General features: G+C 69.8%; 19 protein-coding genes and 2 pseudogenes. 6 read left to right on the forward strand and 15 right to left on the reverse strand.

What is annotated here, in order from left to right; all coding sequences use genetic code 11:
• Positions 1-192 (forward strand): annotated as a pseudogene (locus H4N64_RS47025) (hypothetical protein); the annotation flags it as partial.
• A gap of 357 nt (positions 193-549) precedes the next feature.
• Positions 550-1,713: a site-2 protease family protein gene (locus H4N64_RS37115; protein WP_186287003.1), complete on the forward strand. Its 1,164-nt coding sequence runs from the start codon at positions 550-552 to the stop codon at positions 1,711-1,713.
• A gap of 54 nt (positions 1,714-1,767) precedes the next feature.
• Here the strand turns inward: H4N64_RS37115 and H4N64_RS37120 are convergent, their stop codons facing one another.
• From H4N64_RS37120 to H4N64_RS37140, 5 genes are all read right to left on the reverse strand, one after another.
• Positions 1,768-2,610 (reverse strand): hypothetical protein, encoded by an 843-nt coding sequence (locus tag H4N64_RS37120; RefSeq protein WP_186287004.1) that lies wholly within the window; start codon positions 2,608-2,610, stop codon positions 1,768-1,770.
• A gap of 205 nt (positions 2,611-2,815) precedes the next feature.
• Complete coding sequence (locus H4N64_RS37125) at positions 2,816-3,895, reverse strand: baeRF2 domain-containing protein (RefSeq protein ID WP_186287005.1); 1,080 nt, start codon at positions 3,893-3,895, stop codon at positions 2,816-2,818.
• Positions 3,896-4,039: 144 nt separating this feature from the next.
• Positions 4,040-4,489 carry a hypothetical protein gene (locus H4N64_RS37130; protein WP_186287006.1) on the reverse strand — a complete coding sequence of 150 codons (450 nt, stop codon included), beginning with the start codon at positions 4,487-4,489 and terminating at the stop codon, positions 4,040-4,042.
• Positions 4,490-4,546: 57 nt separating this feature from the next.
• A complete protein-coding gene (locus H4N64_RS37135) occupies positions 4,547-6,553 on the reverse strand; it encodes an aconitate hydratase (protein ID WP_336246912.1) in 2,007 nt (668 codons plus the stop codon).
• Positions 6,554-6,608: 55 nt separating this feature from the next.
• A complete protein-coding gene (locus tag H4N64_RS37140) occupies positions 6,609-7,187 on the reverse strand; it encodes a YceI family protein (protein ID WP_186287007.1) in 579 nt (192 codons plus the stop codon).
• Positions 7,188-7,317: 130 nt separating this feature from the next.
• Between H4N64_RS37140 and H4N64_RS37145 the strand changes: the two genes are divergently transcribed.
• On the forward strand, positions 7,318-8,025 hold the full coding sequence (locus H4N64_RS37145) for a rhodanese-like domain-containing protein (protein ID WP_186287008.1): 708 nt from the start codon (positions 7,318-7,320) through the stop codon (positions 8,023-8,025).
• A 40-nt stretch (positions 8,026-8,065) separates the two neighbouring features.
• On the opposite strand, the gene H4N64_RS37150 is transcribed toward H4N64_RS37145, so the two are convergent.
• Together H4N64_RS37150 and H4N64_RS37155 are read right to left on the reverse strand one after the other, a co-directional pair.
• Positions 8,066-8,362, reverse strand: coding sequence for a hypothetical protein (locus tag H4N64_RS37150; RefSeq protein ID WP_186287009.1), 297 nt, complete (start codon positions 8,360-8,362; stop codon positions 8,066-8,068).
• A gap of 103 nt (positions 8,363-8,465) precedes the next feature.
• A complete protein-coding gene (locus H4N64_RS37155) occupies positions 8,466-9,491 on the reverse strand; it encodes a 6-phosphofructokinase (protein WP_186287010.1) in 1,026 nt (341 codons plus the stop codon).
• Between the two features lie 149 nt (positions 9,492-9,640).
• Here H4N64_RS37155 and H4N64_RS37160 point away from each other — a divergent pair.
• Positions 9,641-9,934 (forward strand): annotated as a pseudogene (locus tag H4N64_RS37160) (nicotinate phosphoribosyltransferase); the annotation flags it as partial.
• 22 nt (positions 9,935-9,956) lie between these two features.
• Here H4N64_RS37160 and H4N64_RS37165 read toward each other — a convergent pair.
• The 6 genes from H4N64_RS37165 to H4N64_RS37190 all read right to left on the reverse strand — a co-directional run bounded on the left by H4N64_RS37165 (position 9,957) and on the right by H4N64_RS37190 (position 16,109).
• Complete coding sequence (locus H4N64_RS37165; RefSeq protein WP_260860204.1) at positions 9,957-11,645, reverse strand: IclR family transcriptional regulator domain-containing protein; 1,689 nt, start codon at positions 11,643-11,645, stop codon at positions 9,957-9,959.
• Between the two features lie 171 nt (positions 11,646-11,816).
• Positions 11,817-12,593 carry an IclR family transcriptional regulator domain-containing protein gene (locus tag H4N64_RS37170; protein WP_186287011.1) on the reverse strand — a complete coding sequence of 259 codons (777 nt, stop codon included), beginning with the start codon at positions 12,591-12,593 and terminating at the stop codon, positions 11,817-11,819.
• Between the two features lie 29 nt (positions 12,594-12,622).
• Positions 12,623-13,456 (reverse strand): ABC transporter ATP-binding protein, encoded by an 834-nt coding sequence (locus H4N64_RS37175; RefSeq protein ID WP_186287012.1) that lies wholly within the window; start codon positions 13,454-13,456, stop codon positions 12,623-12,625.
• A 13-nt stretch (positions 13,457-13,469) separates the two neighbouring features.
• Positions 13,470-14,261 carry an ABC transporter permease gene (locus H4N64_RS37180; protein ID WP_186287013.1) on the reverse strand — a complete coding sequence of 264 codons (792 nt, stop codon included), beginning with the start codon at positions 14,259-14,261 and terminating at the stop codon, positions 13,470-13,472.
• Positions 14,262-14,265: 4 nt separating this feature from the next.
• The gene (locus H4N64_RS37185) at positions 14,266-15,036 is read right to left on the reverse strand and encodes an ABC transporter permease (protein ID WP_186287021.1); all 771 of its coding nucleotides are present in this window, start codon (positions 15,034-15,036) and stop codon (positions 14,266-14,268) included.
• 98 nt (positions 15,037-15,134) lie between these two features.
• On the reverse strand, positions 15,135-16,109 hold the full coding sequence (locus H4N64_RS37190) for an ABC transporter substrate-binding protein (protein ID WP_186287014.1): 975 nt from the start codon (positions 16,107-16,109) through the stop codon (positions 15,135-15,137).
• A 245-nt stretch (positions 16,110-16,354) separates the two neighbouring features.
• Between H4N64_RS37190 and H4N64_RS37195 the strand changes: the two genes are divergently transcribed.
• Together H4N64_RS37195 and H4N64_RS37200 are read left to right on the forward strand one after the other, a co-directional pair.
• Complete coding sequence (locus H4N64_RS37195) at positions 16,355-16,981, forward strand: SDR family oxidoreductase (protein ID WP_186287015.1); 627 nt, start codon at positions 16,355-16,357, stop codon at positions 16,979-16,981.
• Positions 16,982-17,086: 105 nt separating this feature from the next.
• Positions 17,087-17,353: a hypothetical protein gene (locus H4N64_RS37200; RefSeq protein ID WP_186287016.1), complete on the forward strand. Its 267-nt coding sequence runs from the start codon at positions 17,087-17,089 to the stop codon at positions 17,351-17,353.
• A gap of 163 nt (positions 17,354-17,516) precedes the next feature.
• Here the strand turns inward: H4N64_RS37200 and H4N64_RS37205 are convergent, their stop codons facing one another.
• Entirely contained in the window at positions 17,517-17,954 is a 438-nt protein-coding gene (locus H4N64_RS37205; protein ID WP_336246913.1) for a substrate-binding domain-containing protein, read from the reverse strand.
• Positions 17,955-18,247: 293 nt separating this feature from the next.
• The coding region (locus tag H4N64_RS37210; RefSeq protein WP_260860206.1) for a GntT/GntP/DsdX family permease at positions 18,248-19,032 on the reverse strand (785 nt) is incomplete at its 5' end.

Below are 19,032 nucleotides of genomic sequence, written 5' to 3' on the forward strand. Positions count from 1 at the left end.
GTCGCACAGACGGCGCAGGGCCATCCGATCGGCCTCGCAGCCGCCATGAGCGGCCGTCAAGACGGCGGCAGCGGCCCGACCATCCCCGGGCTGTGCCACATCGGCACGGTCGCCGTCCATCCTGATCACTGGGGTCAGAGGGTGGGCAGGCACTCAGCTCCGGCTCCGGCCGGGAACACCAACGGGATGTGAGACCAGCCACCGAGCACGCACTCGCCCACATCTCCCGGCACCGAGACGACTTTGGCCGACGTCGGCATCGCATTCAGCGTCGACATCTTCATGTTCAGCGCGGCCGACCTGCTCACGGCCGCAGCACCGCCCTTGGCGCGTTGATCGCCCAGCGCAAGACACATCCACTGCCGTCGACACGTGGCCCACGCCGGACGCCCGGTCCGTTGAGGACTGAGCCCTGGAAGGGACGTCCACGCGGGCCTGACGTGTGGAGGTTTTCCCTGGCGGGTACCCGCCAGGGCGTCTGCCTGCCCCGACGGGTCCTGGAGCGTGAAGGCCGCAGGGCGGCACGACGGTATTTGAACGGTGAGACCGGTGCATGAGACGTTTCGCCTCGGACGCATCGCCGGCATCCGTGTCGGCGTCCACTGGAGCGTTCTGGTCATCTTCCTGATCATCGCGGTGGGCCTGTCGGAAGGCCGACTGCCCGAGGCCCACCCAGACCGGCCCGACTGGCAGTACTGGCTGGTGGGCATCCTCACGGCCCTGGTGTTCTTCGGGTCGCTGCTGGCCCATGAGGTCGCCCACGTGGTCGTCGCCCGCCGCAATGACATGGAGGCGGACAGCATCACGCTGTGGCTGCTCGGCGGCGCCGCCCGGCTCAAGGACGAGGCGCCCAGTCCCGGTGCCGAGCTGCGGGTCGCGGGGGTGGGTCCGCTGGTCAGCCTGGTGCTGGGCATCGTGTTCGCGGCGCTGGCGGCCGTGCTGGCGGCACTGGGGCTGTCCGGCCTCCCCGTCGAGGCGGCGGCGTGGCTGGCCGGGATCAATGTGCTGCTCGCCGTGTTCAACGCCCTCCCGGCCGCTCCGCTCGACGGCGGGCGGCTGCTGCGGGCGTTCGTGTGGTGGCGTACCGGAAACCGGCTGCGGGCCACGTCGGTCGCCACCGCCGCCGGCCGTGTCCTGGGCTGGGCCCTCGTGGTGCTGGGCCTCTACGAGGTCCTCCTGGGCGGGCTCGGCGGGCTCTGGCTGGCGCTCATCGGCTGGTTCCTCATCGCCGCCGCGACGGTCGAAGGAGGGCAGGCACAGACGAAGGAAACCCTGAACCGGGTCTCCGTGCGCCAGGCCATGACACCCGATCCGGTGTCCGCTCGCGCCGGGCTGACCCTCGCGGAACTGTTGCAGGACCCCGCGTTCCGCTACCGGCACTCCGCGTTCCCTGTGATGTCGGAAGACGACGCGACGCCGGTGGGACTGGTGACCGTGCATCGTGCCCAGGAGATCGCGGAGCGGGACGGGACGGACGCCACCGTCGCGGACGCCATGTTCCCCCTGGACGAGGTCGTCACCACCGGTCCCGACGACCCCCTGGGCGGTCTGCTGCTCAAGCTGGAGAGTTCGCCCGCGCGCCGCGCACTGGTGATCGAGGAAGGCCGACTTGTGGGCATCGTGTCCTCGTCCGACATCAACCGGGTGCTCGCCTGGCTCACCTCGACGCCCTGGAACAGCGGCCTCGGCCAGAGGCGCGGCCACCCGACCTGACGGCCGGTGCGAGCACCCCACTGTGCGGCTCCACCCGGGGCAGGACTCTGGTCGTCAGGGTGCACTGGGTCGGGACTCGTAGTGCACACAGTGGAAGCGCCCGGCCGCCTCTCGCCCGGCGGGCTCCAAGCCCAAGGACCGCGCCGCACCGATCGCGAACCGTTGCTCGCGCTCGTCCGTGAACAGCCGCTGCGGATAGGTGCGGGACGTGTCAGCCACGGTGTGCAACCCATGCTCGGCAAGCGTGCGCGCGACCGCCTCGTACGGCACGGTCCGCAGCACAAACGCGCTCACCCATACCGGGCGCCGCGCACCCTCCATCAGTGCCGCGAACGTCCGCTCCGTGACGTAGCTGCCACCGCCTGTCAGAGTGATCAATCCGATGTCCGCAAGCGCCTGTCTCAGCCGAGGGCCAGGCGGTTCCTTTTCGAGATCGTCACTGAAGGCTGCGTCCAGGAGCCCGACCTCCTGGGCGTAGCGCACCGCGCGGGCTGCGACGTCCAGGCCGTAGACCGGAACGGCGTCCGGTCGGCGCCGCTCGGCGTAGAACCTCTTGTCCCAGGCGGTCAGTTCCGCCGTCGACATGGCCCGCGCCGCGTCCGACGTGTACCGCTCGTACAGCTCCGCCAGCGTCATTCTGTGGTTGAGCAGGGCGGCATTGATGCCGTAGGAACAGCACACATCCAGCACCACCGGCCTGCCGGGCCTGCCGTCGTCGAGTGCGGTCCGCTCGGCGGCCACCTGTCTGAAGACGCGCTGGGCGTGGTGCGGGATCTCGTACTCCAGCGGGGCCAGTCGGGCGAAGTACGCCCGGGGATCTGGCCGGTCGTAGATGTCCTCGAACCTCGACTTGCCGCTCGCCATGTCGCCGACACCACCCGCGTCCGACTTAGCCATGCCGCGTTCCTCCTGCTCACGGGAGACACGTCCTCATCATGTGCCGCCTCGGCTCATGAGGCAGATCCACAGCCATGAGCGAATCCCCGTTCGAAGATTCGACCCGAGTGGATGAAGGGGCTGATCGGCCGTCGCACGGCGGGCGGAAGCCGCCGGTCAGTGCCGTTCGCACGGCTGCGGCCACGTCGTCACGACCAGCCCGCAGTCAGTAGCGCAGGAGCACTCCGATGCCGTCCTCAAGAGGCGTCTCGTCTCGGGGGACGACGATCAGTTCGGCACCGGTGGTGACAGTGGCGTACAGCAGGGCGGCGCCGGCGGGCTGCTCCTCGTGGCCCGTGGCGCCGAAGGTTTGCAGGTCGTCGGCGGACAGTGCGATCTGGTCGGGGTCGGTGCCGAGCCAGAGCGGCGGCCATTCCTCGACGGGTTGGTTGACCACGAGGGCATCGGCCTGGCCGCGTTGCAGGGCGGCGACGGCGGCGGGCAGGCCCTCGCCGGCGGCATGGCGGGCGCGCTGGGCGGCGAAGCTCTGCAGCCGGTCGCGGTCGTGGGCGGAGAGGCGGCCACGGAAGAGGGTGGTGAGCTGGGGCTCCAGCAGGGCCCGGCCGGTCTCGACGTCCTGTCCGTTGCCGGGGACGGTGGCGATGCGATTGCGTACGGGGGCGGGTAGGCGGCTGACCAGGATGCCGCGGGCCCAGGTGTCCCCGCAGAGCACGAGAGTGTCGGCGTGGCCGAGGTCGACGAGGTGGGTCAGCTCGTCGACGAGCCGCCCGGCCTCCCGGTGCCACTGGTCGATCGGTATGTGCAGGTGGGTGAGAGCCCGGGGGGCGACGGAGCTGCTGGGCCAGCGTCCGGTCTGCAGCTTCACGTGGAGGTCTTCGGAGGCCGTGTGGCTGTTCTCGGGTGCGAGGCGGGTCAGGACGGCGGCGGCATAGGGGATGTCGGGGGCATGCTGCAGCGCCAGGGGCAGGGCGTCGGGAAGCGAGGCGTAACTGGTCCTGTCCAGAGGTGGAGGTTGCGGCAGTTCCTCGCTGAGGACCAGTTCGCCATGCGTGGCGAAGAGGGCCTGGCCGTGGCGGCCGGGCAGGTCGGCGTCGGTCCCTACGGCAGCGGCGGAGGCGTCGGCGGTGGCCGGGTCGGCGCCGAGCTCGATGAGGTCCGAGCGCGCGTGGCGCCGGTGCAGCTCGATCGCCCTGTCCGGGTCGTCGATATCCCGCGAGGTATCCACGTAGACGGAGGCGTACGGGCCCGGCCGGGCATACAGGGTGTCGAGGAAGTACAGCCTCATGAGAATCCCTCCTTGCTCCGGTTCACGCGCCGACCGGGCTGCCTCATCGAAGCCGCGCCGACGAGCAGGACCCGTGATGTCCTACGGCGCGTATCCCAGGAGCAGTCGGCACCGGGGCCCCTCTCACCCCTGGCCCAACGTCGCTCACCTCAGTGTTTTCACTGCCAGCTCTTTCCAGGACGTCTCCGTCTCCTCGGCGACGGGAAGGGGCTGCCGCCAGGGGGTGGACGCGTCGATGTCCGGTGCGAGACGCCGCAGCCGCTGCGCCGTGGCCTCCACATCGTCCCGCACCGAGACGGCGAGGAAGCTGAAGGGAGCCGTGGGCCGCAGTTCGACGCACACCACGGGACTTCCGGGCCGTACCGCCACGAAGTCCTGTCCGCCGGGGTTGCCCCGGATGCCGACGCACAGCACGCCGGGAATCCAGACGCCGTGCAGAGCCACTCCGCGCAGGGCACGCCACCAGTCGGGTTCCACCGTCACCCGGCGTACAGCCGCCAGCGGCACGCGCACGCTTCCGCGGTGCACAGCGGCCTTCTCCCGCCACGACAAGCGCACCACGAGGTCGTCGTCCTTCACGAGGATCCGTGCCATGTTCACTCCCTCCCTTCCATCCTCGCTCCCGGAACGCGGTGGGGAAGGTGACAAGACCTATCGGGTGGCCGACGGCGCCCCCGAGGAGTCAGTACCGGCGAGGCGCGGGATGATGCCGCCGGCCACGACGGTGCGACGGCGGTCGTCGGAGAGGCGGTGGCGGAGCTGGTAGGTCTCGTCCTTGGTGGTGTTGTGCAGCCGCAGACGGGGTTCGGCTCGGGGGGCGAGCGCGGCGTGCAGGTTCTCCAGCCGTAGCCGGTCGCCGGGGTCGATGCGGTCGTAGTCGGCGGGTTGGTCGAACTCCAGGGGCAGTACGCCGAAGTTGGCCAGGTTCTGCCAGTGGATGCGGGCGTAGGACTTGGCGACGACCGCGCGCAGCCCCAGGTGGCGCGGGGTGATCGCGGCGTGCTCGCGAGAGGAGCCCTGGCCGTAGTTCTCCCCTCCGACGACGAAGTGCTGGCCGGTCCTGCTGTCGGTGGCGAGGTCGGCGGCGCGCCGGGGGTAGTCGGGGTCGAGGCGGGTGAAGGTGAACTCGGCGAGCTTGGGGATGTTGGAGCGGTACGGCAGCGCCTTCGCCCCGGCCGGTGAGATCTCGTCGGTGGAGACGTTGTCGCCGCACTTGAGCAGGACGGGGCCGGCCAGTACGTCGGGCAGCGGTTCGAAGTCGGGCAGGCCGGAGATGTTGGGCCCGCGTTCCAGTTCGATGCGGGCGGCCTGCTCGGGCGGCAGCGGCGGCTCGAACATGGCGCGGTTGACCGATGCGTGTTCGGGCAGGCGCAGGCGCGGATACGGCACGCTCTCCTTGGCCGCCCAGTCGCGGGGGTCGGTGATCTCACCGGTGAGGGCGGAGACCGCGGCCGTCTCCGGCGAGCACAGCCACACCGCGTCCTCCTCGGTTCCGGAGCGGCCGGGGAAGTTGCGCGGGAACGTGCGCAGGCTGTTTCGGCCGGGTGCCGGGGCCTGGCCCATGCCGATGCAGCCGAGGCAGCCGGCCTGGTGGATCCGGGCCCCGGCGGCGATCAGATCGAACGTGGAGCCCGTCCTGGTGAGGTCCGCGAGGATCTCACGGGAGGTGGGGTTGACGTCGAAGCTGACGGCGGCGTGGGTCTGGCGACCGACGACGATGGCGGCGGCGATGGCAAAGTCGCGCAGTCCCGGATTGGCCGAGGAGCCGATGACCGCCTGCCCGATGGGCTCGCCCGCGACCTCGCGCACCGGGACGACGTTGCCGGGCGAGGTGGGGCGGGCGATGAGCGGTTCGAGCGCGGACAGGTCGATCTCGTCGGTCAGGTCATAGACCGCGTCCGGCTCGGCGGCCAGCTCACGGAAGTCGGCCTCACGCTCCTCGGCGCGCAGGAAGTCCCGTACGGCGGCGTCGGCGGGGAAGACGGAGGTGGTCGCGCCCAGCTCGGCGCCCATGTTGGCGATGACGTGCCGGTCCATGGCGGACAGTTGCTCCAGCCCCGGCCCGTGGTACTCCAGGATCCGGTTGACCGCCCCCTTCACACCATGCCGCCGCAGCAGCTCCAGCACCACGTCCTTGGCGCTCACCCACTCCGGGAGCCGGCCGGTCAGCCGGATTCCCCAGATCTCCGGCATGGTCACGTGCAGGGGCCGTCCGGCCATCGCGAGCGCCACCTCCAGGCCCCCGGTTCCCAGGGCGAGCATGCCGAGCGACCCGGCGGCGCAGGTGTGCGAGTCGGACCCGGCCAGCGCCTTGCCGGGGATGCCGAAGTACTGCATGTGCGTGGGGTGGGAGACACCGTTGCCGGGCTTGGAGTACCAGATGCCGAAGCGGCGGCAGGCGGAGCGCAGGAAGGCGTGGTCCTCGGCGTTGCGCTCGTCCGCCTGGAGCAGATTGTGGTCGACGTACTGGACGCTGGCCTCGGTACGGACCCGGTCCAGGCCGAGCGCCTCCAGCTCCTGCATCACCAGGGTTCCGGTGGCGTCCTGGGTGAGCGTCTGGTCGATCCGCAGCCCGATCTCCTGGCCCGGCTCCATCCGGCCGTCGACGAGATGCTCGGCGATCAGCCGGTGCGCCAGCGTGCCGTGAGAGAGCGTCACAAGGCCCAGACTGCGCGCCGCCCGCTGGAGCGGCAAGCCGACGCCTGCGGCGCAGCTACTCGGAGGCAGGGCCAGGCAGCGGTTCGAGCTTGGTCACTGCGTATTCGATCCGGACGTCGTCGGCCAGTTTCAGCGCGCCCATGAACGCGGTGTACGGCTTGATCCCGAAGGCGGACTGGGTGACGGTGGCCCAGCCGCACACCGTGCCGTCGCCGTCGCTGCCGCCGTGCACGGTGACCGATTGGGTCCGGCCCCTGATGGTGAGGTCCCCGGTGATCTCGAAGTCTTCGGGCGTGCCGGTGATGCCTGTGGAGCGGAAGGTGACGGTGGGGTACTCCGCGGTGTGCAGCAGTGCCTCACTCTCCAACGTCCGTTTGATCTCCCCCTTGTCGGCGTCGCTGAGGGGTTTGAGCCCTCCTTTGCCCTCCCGGACGCTCAGTGACCCCGCCTCGACCGTCACGGTCACCGACGAATTCCCCGGGTCACTCGCGACAACCACCGCGTTCCCCACCCACCGGGTCGCCTCGATCGTGAGGTCGTGCCCCACCTTCCGGCCGAGCCCGGCACGGCTGGTCTTGATCAGAAGACGACCGGTCGACGGCCCGAACTCATACGTTCCATCACTCACTGTCACAGAGTTGACTGTAGGTGATGACTGTGGCGCGCATCCTGAGGTGCGCGGGTATGGCGAGCCGCTCTGTGGAACTCGGAGACAAGGTGCCAGGCAGGGCTTGTGGGCTCTCGGACGAGCGGAAGTGGGAACGATGCCGACACGTTTGATGGACCGAGAAAGGGTGCGCCGGCTCGCCGAGGAGGAACAGGCACAACTGGTGGAGGTGCTGCCGCGCGAGGAGTACGACCAGGCGCATCTGCCCGGAGCCGTACACCTGTGGCTACGGGATCTGGATCGCGAGGCGCGCAGTCGGCTGGATCCGGACCGGCCGGTGGTCGTGTACTGCTGGGACTGGCTGTGCGACATGAGCCCCCGGGCCGCGGCCCGCCTGGAGCAGCTCGGCTTCCGCGAGGTGTACGACTATGTGCCGGGCAAGGTGGACTGGCTGGCGGCCGGGCTGCCCGCGGAAGGCCCGGCGGCACGGATGCTGTCGGCGGGGGACGTGGCCCGACGTCAGGTGGTCACCTGCCGGGCCGACGCGCCGGTGGGCCTGGTGCTGGACAGGTTGCGTGAGGCGGGGCAAGAGGTCGGTGTCGTCGTGGACGACGAGCAGGTGGTCACCGGCCTGCTGCGGCACCGCGAGGCCGAGGCTCACCCAGACGGCCGCGTGGCACAGGTGATGCGCCCGGGCCCGGCGACCGTACGGGCCAACGAGCCGCTCGGCCCGCTCCTGGAGCGCATGGCGAAGGCCAGGGTGAGGACCGTCGTCGTCACCACACCGGAAGGACGACTGCTGGGACTGATGAACCGCACCTCCGGCGAGCAGGCCCTCCAGAAGCACCCCGCCATGGCTGCCTGACCAGCAAGGAAACCTGGCCACTGGCCCTGTTCGCCCACGGCTACCCGTGGGGGAGGGTGAGTTCACGGCCGCGGTAGAAGCCTTCCCGCTCTTCGACGACGTACGGGGCCATGGCCGCACGCCGCTGCGCCTCCGACTCGGAGGTTCGCCAGGAGTCGCATGTCTCCTTGGAGTCCCAGAACGACACCCCGGTGATCTCCTGTCCGTCCTCGGACCAGTACGCGAAAGCACGGCGCAGCCCTTGTGGGGACGGGTCCGGCCGCCATGCTGTCTCGAAGTCCTCCAGGGTGCCCGGCCGAAGGCGGCGCGTCGTGACCCAGACGAACTGCTCCTCCATGGCAGCCTCCTTTGCAGTCGACCCGACGGGGCGCGGCCCCTCTTCGACCACCGTAGATGCAGATCACCACTCGCGCCCGCGTGCCGCGGCCATGCCGCCGGGCTCAGCCGAAGAACACCTCGAACTCGTCGTACAGGGACGGATCGACCTTCTTGGTCCGCGCCGTGGCATCGGCGAGGGGTACTCGGACGATCTCGGTGGCGTGCAGGGCCACCATCTTGCCGTAGTCACCGTCCTTGACCGCGTCGATGGCGTGCAGCCCGAAGCGCGTGGCCAGCCAGCGGTCGAGGGCGCTCGGGGTGCCACCGCGCTGGATGTGGCCGAGGACGGTGGTGCGGGCGTCTTTGCCCGTGCGCCGCGAGATCTCCTGGGCCAGCCACTCGCCGATGCCGGACAGCCGCACATGGCCGTACTCGTCCAGCGTCCGGTCCCTGAGGAACAGCTCCCCCTCTTTCGGGACGGCCCCTTCGGCCGCCACGACGATCGGCGCATAGTTGATCCGGAAGCGGCTCTTCACCAGCTCACAGACCTGATCGATGTCGAACGGCCGCTCCGGGATGAGGATCACGTTGGCGCCGCCCGCGACTCCGGCGTGCAGTGCGATCCACCCGGAGTGCCGCCCCATCACCTCCACCACCAGGGTGCGCATGTGCGACTCGGCGGTGGTGTGCAGGCGGTCGATGGCCTCGGTCGCGATGCCGACGGCCGTGTCGAAGCCGAAGGTGAAGTCCGTGGCGGACACGTCGTTGTCGATGGTCTTCGGCACGCCGACCAGATTCACCCCCTGACGGCTCAGTTCGGTGGCCACGCCGAGCGTGTCCTCGCCGCCGATGACCACGAGCGCGTCCACGCCGTGCGCGGCGAGGTTGTCCTGGATGCGCTGCACCCCGTCGTCGTGCTTGAGCGGGTTGGTGCGGGAGGAGCCGAGGATGGTTCCGCCGCGGGGAAGGATCCCCCGCACGCTGCTGATGTCCAGCGGTACGATCCTGCCCTCCAGCGCGCCGAGCCAGCCGTCCCGCACTCCGACGAAGTCGAAGTCGTACTCCTGGATGCCCTTGCGGACGACGCTGCGGATCACGGCGTTGAGGCCGGGGCAGTCGCCGCCGCCGGTCAGCACTCCGACCTTCATGGCTTCCTCCCTTCCGCGTTGTCTCCAGCCTCCCTCCATTCGATCCACAGCGGCCACTCCACACACTCCCGGCCGCTCCCGCGTGACCAGGCGCCGACATCGTTCGATCATGGGGAGGAGGGCAACCGCGTCAGGTGGAGGTGACGCTGATGTCCGACGTGACCACCACTGATCTGTACGAGGTCACGATGGTGATGTCGTACCTGCGTGAGGAGATGACCCGGCCTGCCACGTTCAGCCTCTTCGTCCGCGCCCTGCCGCCGGAACGCGGCTTTCTGGTCGCCGCGGGCCTGGAGTCGACGCTGGATTTCCTGTCCGGCTTCCGGGTCGGCCCCGAGGACGTCGCCGCCTTCGCCTCGGCGCTGCACCGGCCGGAGCGTGATCTGGCGCCGCTGCTCGGCCTGGAGTTCACCGGCCGGGTGCGGGCGGTGCCGGAGGACCGGAGGGCCGGATCATCCTGGTGGTTCAGGCAGCCGGAACTCGCACGAATCGCCCGGTTATGTGCAGATCGACCTCGATGCGAGCAGCCGTGGCCCGCAGTTCCGGCAAGATGTTCGTCACGCACTCAGCGGCCGAACGGCGACCGCTGTGCATGGTGACGTTGATCGCCGCGACTGGGCTCCCGTCGCGGTCACGCACCGGTACGGCGATCGAGCGAAGGCCTTCTTCCAGCTCCTCATCGACCAGTGCATAACCGTCCTCGCGCACTCGCTCCAGGATCGCCTCCAGGTCGGTGGACCGGGTGACGGTGTGAGCGGTCAGCGCCCCCATCCGCACGCGCGCCAGCCGAACAGAGCGCTCCTCGGCCGGCAGCCCCGCCAACAGCACCCGGCCCGTGGAGGTCACATAGGCGGGCACGCGCGCACCCACGGCTATGGCGACGTCCATGATGCGCCCCGCGGCGACGGAGGCCGTGCACTGGACATCGTCACCGGTGAGCACTGCCAGAGTTGTCGAGTCCTCCACCCTGTGGGTGAGAGCGGCGAGGTGTGGGGGCGCGATCCGGGTGAGTGTCGTCTTGGACAGTGGTGGGAAACCGAGGGCGAGGACCCTTGGAGTGAGCCGGAAGATCCGCCCGTGCAGCGTGATGTAACCGAGGTGCTCCAGGGTGATCAGGGCACGGCGCGCCGTGGCGCGGGACAGGCCGGTGGCCTCGGCGACCTCGGAGAGGGTCAGCTCCGCACGGCCCTCGCCGAACGCGGTGACCACGGTCAGGCCGCGGGCCAGGGATTCGATGAACTCCCCGCCCAGTTCCTGCTTGGACACGCTCGTCCAGGTGGCGAGCCCGGAGGGAGCGCTCTCGCTCGGCGGCGCCGGAGGCGGCGCGTCGGCCAACTCCCGCTCCATGACGGTCACCGCGGCACGGAGTCTGGGGAGAAGAAAGTCGCGCAACGAGTCCTCGCTGTGCCGACTCGTATGGCTCACGACGCTCGCCACGCAGGCGATCCGGCTGTCCGGGGTGCGAACCGGAACGGCTGCGGCGACGAGGCCCGGCTCGATCAGCTGGTCGTCCAGTGCCCAGCCATGGGCGCGCGCCCGTTCCACCCGTTCTTCGAAGTCCGTGGCAGCGACACCGTGCGATCGAGGGGGGATCGCCGGGAAGCCCAGGTCCTCGGGGTCGGCGGCCTGCCGCTTGTGCCACCGTGCCCAGTCCTGCGCACTCCACTCGGTTGCCAGCAGCGGGCCCGGCGCGGTGCGTTCGGCAGGCAGCAGATCGCCGATGCGGAAGCTCAATGACAGGGCGCGGCGGCGGATCGCCTGATGGATGAACCGGATGCCGTCACCGTCCGCCACCGCGAGGGACACCGACTCGTCGAGTTCGTCGGCAAGGGCATCGGCGTGCGCGCTCAACAGGGCGGGAAGGCGAAGAGCGGCCAGGTACGCGTTCCCCAACTCCATCAGGCGGGGAGCCAGGACGGCGTTGCTGCCGTCCATACGCACGTACCCCATGTGAGCGAGTGTGCCGGTGACCCGATCGACGGTGGCGCGGGCCAGGCCGGTGGCCCGTCCCAGGTCGCTGAGGCCGGCCGCCCCTCCGACGTCGGTGAGCTCACGCAGCACGGCGATACCCCGCATGAGAGGGGCCACTGCCTCCTCCGGCGGCGTGGCGGCCACCGTGAGGTCGGCAGGCGTCAGGGCGTGGGGCGATGTCATGGGCTCTCCGCGGCGGCTGTCTCGTCACTGCAGTGAATGATGCCTGGTGAGGGCAGAGAGCCGACAGGTCCGGGTGTTCACGACGAGCTCACGGGACCGCTAGTCACGGAGGGCAGTGTGCTCCGGCCACACAACCCGAGGCCGCTCCTGGGAGCATGGCCTCCGGACCGGCTAGCCGGGGACCTTCAGCTCGGCCTCGATGTTCGCAGCGGTGGCCAGGAGCGGCGGCAGCAGATCGTGGCGTATCGAGTCCGGCGTTCGCCGGCTGGCGTGGGTGGAGAGGTTGATGCCTGCCACCACCCGTCGTGTCTCGTTCCGGACGGGTACGCCGATCGATATCAGGCCCTGCTCGAGTTCCTGGTCCACCAAGGACCACCCTTGGGCCCGCACCTGTTCCAGTTCGGCGGCGAGTGCCTCCGTGGAGGTAATGGTGTGGGCGGTGAGCGGCTTCAAGGAGGCGGTGTCCAGGTAGTGCCGGAGCCGGGTCTCGTCGAGGTGGGCGAGCAGGACCCGGCCGAGGGAGGTGGCATGGGCGGGGAAGCGGGTCCCGATGCTGATGGAGACCGTCATGATCCGCCGGGTGGGTACCCGGCTGACGTACACCACGTCCTCCTCGTCAAGCACCGCCACTGACGAGGACTCGCGCACCTCGGCGACCAGTTGCTCCAGATGGGGCTGGGCGATCTCTGCCAGGGACATGCTGGACAGGTAGGCGTAGCCCAGTTCCAGTACACGGGGTGTGAGGCGGAAGTGGCGGCCGTCGGTGGCCATGTACCCCAGGTCGGTGAAGGTCAGCAGGAAGCGCCGTGCGGTGGCACGGCTCATGCCGGTGTTCCTGGCGACCTCCGAGAGGGTCATCGCGGGCGTGTCGGCGGTGAAGGCACGGATGACCGCCATCCCTCGTTCGAGGGACTGCACGAAATACCGCCCGGATTCGTTGTCGTCCATGCGCTGTGGTCCCTGTGTCGAAGGGTGGGTCAGGACTCGGACTTCTGCAGCGCGAGCTCGTCACTGCGGTCGGCCATCGGGGGGTCCGTGTCGCCGTTGTGGTGCTTGGCGCGCTGGATCTGCTCGTAGACGTGCGCGCGCAGTTCGGCGAAGCGGGTGCTGGAGCGGGTGTGCAACTGGTCGCGCTCGTCAGGGAGATCGATCGTCAGATCCTCCAGCACCACGGTCGGCGACGCGGACAGGATGATGGTGCGCTGGCCAAGGTAGACCGCCTCGTCGATGTCGTGGGTGACGAACAGGACGGTGACGCCCAGCTCGTGCCACAGACGCCGGATGAGGTCCTCCAACTCGGCGCGCGTCTGGGCGTCGACGGCCGCGAAGGGCTCGTCCATGAGCAGCACCTTCGGCTCGAAGGCGACGGCCCGGGCGATGGCGACGCGCTGTTGCATTCCTCCGGAGAGCTGCCAGGGGTAGGCCTGGTGGGCGTCGGCGAGGCCGACGACCTCCAGGGCGTGGTCCACCAGTTCCCGCTCGCGGGCCTTGCCGAGCTTCTTGCGGCGCAGGGGCAGGGCGACGTTGTCGCGGACGTTCATCCAGGCGAACAGGGAGCGGCCGTACTCCTGAAAGACCACCGCCATGCCGGGCGGTGGTCCGTCCACCGGGCGGCCGTCCAGGCGGACTTCGCCGCTGGTGGGTGCCAGCAGTCCAGCCATGCACTTCAGCAGCGTGGTCTTCCCGCACCCCGACGGGCCGACCAGGCACACGAGTTCACCGGCACCGATATGGAAGCTCAGGTTCCGCAGCGCTTCGACGCTGCGGTTTCGTCCGGCGTAGATCTTCTGCAGATTGCGTACGTCGAGCATCGACGTCTCCTTGTCAGGTGTTGCGTTGAGCCCGGCGCAGGCCTTGGTACCAAGCCATGACCCGGTTCTCGGCGAATCGGAAGAGCAGCGACAGGAGGAATCCGAGCAGGCCGAGCAACAGGACGCCGCTCCACATCTCGGGAATGGCGAAGGAGCGCTGGAACTGCACGATGGTGAAGCCGAGCCCGTTGCTGGCGGCGAACATCTCGCTGATGACCATGAGGATGATCCCGATCGACAGGGCCTGGCGCATGCCGGTGACGATCTGCGGGCTCGCCGAGCGCAGCACCAGGTGCCGGAGTCGGGAGGTGCCGGTGATGCCGTACGAACGGCAGGTGTCACTGAGCACCTCGTCCACCGCGCGAACTCCCTCAACGGTGTTCAGCAGAACCGGCCACATGCAGCCGCTGACGATGACGAGCACCTTCATCGTGTCGCCGATGCCCGCGAAGAGCATGATCACCGGTACCAGTACCGGGGGTGGGATGGCCCGGAAGAGTTCCAGGACCGGCTCCAGGACGTCGCGCGCGACACGGCTCATGCCGACCACCAGCCCGAGTCCGACTCCGATGACGACGGCGAGGAGGTAGCCCGCGGTCAGGCGGAGCAGGCTGGGCAGGACGTCCGACAGCAGCCGCTCCCCCGTCCAGACCTCTCCGAACTTCTGCAGGATGGTGGACAGCGGCGGGACGTAGAAGTCCGTGCTGCCGGCGGTGGCGAACCACCACACGGCGAACAGGACCGCGGGCAGGCCCAGGACCAACGAGACTCGCCGGGCCATGGTGAGGACGGTCGTCCGGATCATCCGGCTAGCCCTCCCTTCGGATGGATTGATGCCAGTGCAGCGCCCGCCGCTCGACGGCCCGCGCCACCAGGTTGACCGCGACTCCCAGCACCCCGGTGACCAGGACCAGGGCGTAGACTCGCGGCACGGCGCCGGACGTCTGCGCCACGGCGATCTGATTGCCCAGCCCGGGTGAACCGATGACGAGTTCCGCGGTGATGGCGAGGACGAGCGCCACGGTCGCGGCCAGCCGCACACCTGTCATCACATACGGCAGCGCGGTGGGCCACATGACGTACCGCACCCGCCCCCAACTACCCATCCGATAGCTGCGGGCGGTGTCATCCGCGACCGGGTCGACGTCCTGCATGCCGGCCAGGACCTGGACGAGCACCTGCCAGAAGGCGGCGTACACCACCAGCAGCAGCTTCGACCTCAAGTCGGTGCCGTACAGGAGCACCGCCACCGGAATCAGCGCCACGGACGGTATGGGCCTGAGGAATTCGATGGTGGAGGCGGTCACGGCCCGCAGCACGGGCACGGAGCCGATCACGATTCCGGCCATCACGCCCGCCACGACAGCGATGGCCAGCCCCAGGCCCCACCCGGTCAGCGTGTCACCCAACGCGGTCCAGAACGCGTCCTCGGCCAGCAGGCCCCACAGAGCCCGGCCCATCTCCGACGCGGGCGGAAGGTAGTCGGCGGAGACCAGCCCGCTGTGCGGCAGGACCTGAAGCAGTATCACCAGCCCGGCCAGGCCCGCCAGTCCGCGCAGTGGGGTGGCCGCTCCCTCCAGAGCGCGCCGGGCGCGGCCACCGCCCGGCGCGCCGGGGCCCTTGTCGGCCCCGGAGGCACCGACGGTCTTCGTCAGCACAGGAGTGCTCCCGGGCCCGGTCATGAGAACAGGGCGTCCAGGTCGGGCTTCTTGCCGCCGAAGATGCCGTCCTCCTCACCGAGGGACGCCAACTTCTCCAGGGAGGCCATGTCGTACTGCGCCGACCAGGTGGGCAGGGTCAGGTTCTTCAGGACCTCAGCGTCGATCTTGGTGTAGGTGGTGAGTATCTGACGCGCCTCCTCCGGGTGCTCCTCGGCGTACTCGAGCGACTCGGTCACAGCCTCGGTGAACTTCTTCACCAGGTCGGGGTTCTCCTGGGTCAGCTCGCTGGAGGCGAAGTACGTCGCGATGGTGAGCTTGGGGTCCGTCTCCGCAAACGGCGACGCCACGACGCGCGCGCCCTGCCCCTTGGCGATGGTCAGCGCGGGCTCGCCCACCCAAGCGGCGTCCACCTGCCCGCCGTCCAGCGCGGCCGGCATCTGGTCGAACGGCATCTCGACGAACTTGACCTTCGAGGGGTCACCGCCGTCCTTGCGCACCGTCTCGCGGACCGTGGTGTCCCCGATGTTCTGCAGCGTGTTCACCGCCACCGTCTTGCCGACGAGGTCCTTGGCCGACTTGATCGGGCTGTCCTTCTTGACGGCCACCGCGCTGATGTCCTTGCCGGTGTCACCGGTCGAAGCGGTCCCGTTGACCACGGACTTGATCGGCACACCCTTGGTCTGGGCGATCATCAACGAGGTGACATTGCTGAAACCGAACTGGAACTGACCGCTCACCACACCAGGGATGATCGCGGCGCCGCCCTGGGCGGCTTCCATCTTCAGGTCGATGCCCCGGCTGCTGAAGAACCCCTTCTTCTGCCCCAGGTACAACGGCGCCACGTCGACGATCGGAATGATCCCCACCTTGACCTGCGTGGCCTCTTCCCCGCCCGAGGAGGAGGAACCACCGGTCCCGGAAGAAGATCCGCATCCGGCCGCGGCTGCGACCGTCACCACCGCTATGGCAAGCCCGAGAACGCGCCTTTGCATGGGGCCTCCTGACGAGAGGAATCATCTGCGCAAATCTTGTGCGCAATGCGAACAACTGTCCGTGTGCCGAACAAAGCAAGCGGAGGCTATTTCCCTGCCCCAATCGCGTCAATAGGCCGCGCAGAAGCTGTTTCCGGAGCCCTACCGCACCCTCCGGTGCGCGTTCCGACCGGACCGCCTGGACGCGCCGGGGCGTCTCGTGAGGGGAGGCGACCCTTCAGCAGGAGAGAAACGTCGGAGCAAAGATGGACGCAGACCTTGTCACCCGGCAGGCCCGGGGCGTCCGGGTGGCGGTGACCGGCACCGCACCCGGCACCATGGCCGGGAGCAGCGGCCCACGCGCGACGGCGGAACCCGCTGTGCTCACCGTGCCGTGTGGCCCGGAGGACCCCGCCGAAGTCGGTCAGGCCGTCGACGCGGTCATCGACCGCTTCGGCCGTCTCGACCATGTCGTGAACCTGATCGCCGCCCGCCCCGTTCCGGGCCTGCTCATGGAACTGGACCCCCTGCCTCTCCGCGCCGTCCTGCACAGGGATCTCGTGATGCCGTTGGCGTGTGTGCAGCGGGCCTACCGGCGGTGGATGGCCACGCACGGTGGGTCGGTCGTCAACGTGGTCGCGGACGTGGTCCGCGGCGGGCCACAGGACGCGGCCCTGGCCGGACTGACCGAGCTCACCGAATGGCTGGCGGCCGAACTGGCACCCCGAGTAGCCGTCCACACCGTCATGCCCAGCCCGTCGATCGGCACGGACGCGTACCGGACGGCGATCGCCGACACCCTGTGCGCTCTTCTGTCCCGCCCCGCGGACCCCGCGCACGGTCCGGTACTGGTGCTGACCGGGGAACTCGTCCGCCCGCCACGGGCCGCCTGACCGAAGACGACACCGATCTCGGCGACGCCGTGGCGGCCGAGCGGTACCCGACTCCTGGACCCGACCGCGGTCCAGGCCCCTCACCGCGCCGCGAGCGCGCTGTTCATGGACACCACCGAGCAGCTGCGCGCCCGCAGGCATCTTCAGCCCTCCCGCGAGGCCGCCATGCGGTTCGGGGACTCACTGGACGTCGTCGATACGGCGCAGGAGCTGGCTGACGTGCTCGTGCCCGCCCTGGGGGATCTCGCGGGAGTCGAGCTGGCGCAGGCCGTGTTCGACGGTGACGACCCGCTGAGGGTGCCGTACACGCTCATGTACTGGTCGCCGCCGATGATGCGCGGCACGGCGGCGAGGTGGGCTCCTGGCCCGTGACCGGCGGTAACAGCGTGACTTTGGCGGCCTTCAGGGCGGAGATGGCTCCGGAGGCGATGCTGTCGTTCGCCGCGTGGACGCCCACGATGTTGTCGGGACCCAGGGCGGCGATGGCCGCGGTGATCTTGGCGTGCGCCTCCGCAGAGCTCAGCGAGTCGATGCCTTACTCCTTGCCGATCTGCGCCTTGCCGTCGAGGACGGCCCGGGCGGCCTTGCTGCGCGCGGCCCAGTTGAGGTTGTCCGCGAAGCCGCTCAGCCAGACGAGCTGCCCGTCGTCCGCCTTGTCGCCCACGGCTTCGAGGAGCGCCTCGCCCTGGATCCGGCCGATCTGTTCGTTGTCGAAGGAGACGTAGCCCGAGATCGGTCCCTCGGCGAGACGGTCGTAGGCGACGACCGGGACGCCCGCGGCATGCGCGGCCTTCACCGAGGGGCCGAGCGCCCTGGAGTTGACCGGGTCGAGGATCACGACCTCGATCCCCCTGGCCATCATGGCGGGCATCTGCTGTTGCTGGACGGGAGCAGAAGGCCGATCGCCGGCCTGTCCTGACCGGGGGTGTCCGGGCCCTCGGTCCCGTCGTCCTGTCCGCAGAGGCCAGACCAGCGGCCACGGACAGGGCCGCCGTGAGGACCGCGGCGGCCACGCAAAGAGGTGTGCACTTGAGGGACCCTCCCTCCTTACCGGCTACCGGGCAACAAGGGCCGACCAGAACGGTGCCGCGGGCAGAGGGTGTCCGGAAACGGGAGTGCGTTCATCGTCAGGATGGCACAGGCGCCGTGGTCCGACCCGAGCACCGAGCCTGGGCCGACACCCGGTGCAGTACGCCCATCACGACGGAGCTGCCCGTCCAGGCCGGTGAGGGGCGGACGGGCAGCCGCGTACGTCCTCGCGCCAGGTCAGACCAGCGGCCACAGGGCTGCGGTGAGGGCGAAGCCCGCGCACCCCATGACGGTCGTCAGGACCGTCCAAGTGCGGAGTCCCGCCGCGACGTCGAGACCGACGAGCTTGGTGAACATCCAGTACCCGGCGTCGTTGATGTGGGACAGCGCGAGCGCTCCCCCGCCCATCGCCAGCGCCACCAGCGACAGCTGACCGGTGGACAGGTCGGCTCGCTCCAGCAGCGGGGTGAGGATGCCGGCGGTGGTGATGAGGGCGACGGTCGCCGACCCCTGGGCTCCGCGCAGGGCGAGGGACGTCAGGAAGGCCAGCAGCAGCACGGGCAGGCCGGTGCTCTCCAGGACGTCGGCGATGGCGTCGCCGATGCCGCTGGCGACCAGCACCTTGCCGAAGACGCCGCCCGCGCCGGCGACCAGGATCACCATCGCGACCGGCGGCAGTGCCGAGCCCATGACCTCGGCAATGCGCGCTCGGTTCCAGCCACGGCGGGCGCCCAGGAAGTAACCGCACAGGGCGACGTCGATGAGCAGGGCCACCATCGGGGCGCCCAGGACGGTGAGTACGGCACGCAGAGTGGAGCCCTCGGTGAGCGTGTTCTGGCCGATGGTGCCGAGGAGGATCAGCAGGATCGGGGTGACGATCAGCGTCAGGACCATGCCGAAGGACGGCGGCGGGGTGTCGGTGCCCGTGTCGGCGGGCTTGGTCAGCACGGCTGTGGCTTGCCCGCCCTCGCCCGACGTCCCGCCGGCCGGCGTTCCGCCCGACGTCCCCGCCGGGCCGGGTG

The organism is Streptomyces cupreus (genome assembly GCF_014257025.1).
GTDB lineage: Bacteria > Actinomycetota > Actinomycetes > Streptomycetales > Streptomycetaceae > Streptomyces > Streptomyces cupreus.

What these genes read in the sequence shown, in the direction of transcription:
- H4N64_RS37120 (WP_186287004.1), bottom strand. Translation starts at nt 2,610, where the DNA reads ATGGCTAAGTCGGACGCGGGTGGTGTCGGCGACATGGCGAGCGGCAAG.
- H4N64_RS37125 (WP_186287005.1), bottom strand. Translation starts at nt 3,895, where the DNA reads ATGAGGCTGTACTTCCTCGACACCCTGTATGCCCGGCCGGGCCCGTAC.
- H4N64_RS37130 (WP_186287006.1), bottom strand. Translation starts at nt 4,489, where the DNA reads ATGGCACGGATCCTCGTGAAGGACGACGACCTCGTGGTGCGCTTGTCG.
- H4N64_RS37145 (WP_186287008.1), top strand. Translation starts at nt 7,318, where the DNA reads ATGCCGACACGTTTGATGGACCGAGAAAGGGTGCGCCGGCTCGCCGAG.
- H4N64_RS37150 (WP_186287009.1), bottom strand. Translation starts at nt 8,362, where the DNA reads ATGGAGGAGCAGTTCGTCTGGGTCACGACGCGCCGCCTTCGGCCGGGC.
- H4N64_RS37155 (WP_186287010.1), bottom strand. Translation starts at nt 9,491, where the DNA reads ATGAAGGTCGGAGTGCTGACCGGCGGCGGCGACTGCCCCGGCCTCAAC.
- H4N64_RS37165 (WP_260860204.1), bottom strand. Translation starts at nt 11,645, where the DNA reads ATGACATCGCCCCACGCCCTGACGCCTGCCGACCTCACGGTGGCCGCC.
- H4N64_RS37170 (WP_186287011.1), bottom strand. Translation starts at nt 12,593, where the DNA reads ATGGACGACAACGAATCCGGGCGGTATTTCGTGCAGTCCCTCGAACGA.
- H4N64_RS37175 (WP_186287012.1), bottom strand. Translation starts at nt 13,456, where the DNA reads ATGCTCGACGTACGCAATCTGCAGAAGATCTACGCCGGACGAAACCGC.
- H4N64_RS37180 (WP_186287013.1), bottom strand. Translation starts at nt 14,261, where the DNA reads ATGATCCGGACGACCGTCCTCACCATGGCCCGGCGAGTCTCGTTGGTC.
- H4N64_RS37190 (WP_186287014.1), bottom strand. Translation starts at nt 16,109, where the DNA reads ATGCAAAGGCGCGTTCTCGGGCTTGCCATAGCGGTGGTGACGGTCGCA.
- H4N64_RS37195 (WP_186287015.1), top strand. Translation starts at nt 16,355, where the DNA reads ATGGACGCAGACCTTGTCACCCGGCAGGCCCGGGGCGTCCGGGTGGCG.
- H4N64_RS37200 (WP_186287016.1), top strand. Translation starts at nt 17,087, where the DNA reads ATGGACACCACCGAGCAGCTGCGCGCCCGCAGGCATCTTCAGCCCTCC.